2 protein-coding genes are annotated in these 1,524 nt (G+C 65.5%); both read right to left on the bottom strand.

Annotated features, from left to right (window positions below; translation table 11 throughout):
* Positions 1–16: 16 nt before the first annotated feature.
* Positions 17–1,261: an IS110 family RNA-guided transposase gene (locus tag ACXMYJ_RS29060; protein ID WP_260751312.1), complete on the bottom strand. Its 1,245-nt coding sequence runs from the start codon at positions 1,259–1,261 to the stop codon at positions 17–19.
* A 75-nt stretch (positions 1,262–1,336) separates the two neighbouring features.
* Positions 1,337–1,524, bottom strand: a 188-nt coding sequence (locus ACXMYJ_RS29055; protein ID WP_205765297.1) for a hypothetical protein, incomplete at its 5' end; no start/stop codon positions are given.

Raw genomic sequence — 1,524 nt, 5'->3', positions numbered from 1 at the left:
CATGAGTTGCCCTGTGTCAAGCCGCCCTGGGTTGATCCTGGTTGATCAGCTTTTGGAGGGCCCTGTGTTGGGTGGGATCGTAGGCGACTTCGTCGTGCCAGCAGTGCCAGAGGATGTAGAGCCAGGCGCGGGCGAGGATGCGCACGGCGTGGGGGTGGTCGTGTCCGCGGGCTCGGGCGCGGTTGTAGAGATCGGCAGCCCAGGGGTTGGCTCGACGACTGTCACCGGCGAAATCGCATACGGCGTCGCGGAGTTGTTTGTCTGCAGCCCAGCGGAATCCGACGTGTTTGACTTTCCCGGACTGGCGGGTGGAGGGGGCGACTCCGGCCAGGCACGCCAGCGATTCGGGGGTGGGGAACCGTGCGCGGCAGTCGCCCATTTCGGCGAGCAGTCGGGCGGCACGGAAGGTGCCCGAGCGGGGCAGGCTGGTGAAGATATGAGCATCGGCGTGAGCGTCGAGTTGCTCGGCGATGCTCTGGTCGAGGGTTTTGATCTGGGCGCTCACAGTGCTCAACACCTCGACGAAGGTCGCGGTGATGGTGGCACCGTCGATACCGGTGGCGCCGCGAGGCGCGGCGGTGAGTCGTCGGTGCAGTTCACTGGCGTGGGTGCGGCCGCTGTAGCCAACGCTGGCCAGCCAGTTGGCCATCCGGGTGACCGAGAGCCAGTCGGCGCGGTCCTGGCAGTCAAAGCGGGCCAAAAAGGCCAGGCTGATCGGCGAGTCGATATCGGCGAACAGCCCGATCGCGCCGGGAAAGACGATCATCAGATGAGCCCGCAGCTGGTTGGCGATCGCCACGCGGTGAGCGACCAGATTTTTGCGGGCTCGACAGGTCTGACGCAGGGCGACGGTGGCCGGGCTGTCGGGCTGCAGGGGCCGCAGCCGGGTCCGGTCGGTGCGCAAGGTGTCGGCCAGGACGAACGCGTCGAAGCGGTCGTCTTTGTTGCCGGCCGATCCGTAGCGCCCGCGCAGGTTCTTCACCTGGTTGGGACTGATCACCACGACGGTGATCCCGGCCTCGAGCAGGGCATCTACAACCGGACCGTCGGGGCGTTCGATGGCGACTTCTCCGACACCGACGCGCTGCAGTGTGGTGAGCAGATCACGCAGCCCAACGGCGTGGTGACCGATCGTTTTGCGGGTGATCTCGCGGCCTTTGGCATCGACGATCGAGACCGCGTGATCATCGCGGGCCCAGTCGATTCCACAGGTGAGCCCATTGGTGGGTTCCGTTGGCAGGGTATTTCGGGCAGACTTCATGACAGCCTCCTCGCTGCTAAGCCCAGTGGGGAGGCACCCTTATGTGCAGGTTCCGGGGCACGACTGCCGGTTCGCTCACTGAGCGGCGCTCGGTGGCGCATAGCCCTGTCGACGGTCAACGCGCCCCGGGTAACCACTGGCCTCCGCAGAACTCATGCTGGACATCGAATGTGTCGAGCGAGCAGGGCGATAGATCAGCGGCACCTCGGGTGCATCGGCAATCCATCCAAGATCACCGACACAAGGATGGTGCACCAGTGAGC

This window comes from Mycobacterium sp. ZZG (assembly GCF_054786995.1).
The sequence above is the reverse complement of the archived record's forward strand: the minus strand, read 5'-3'. Positions and strand labels throughout refer to the sequence as shown.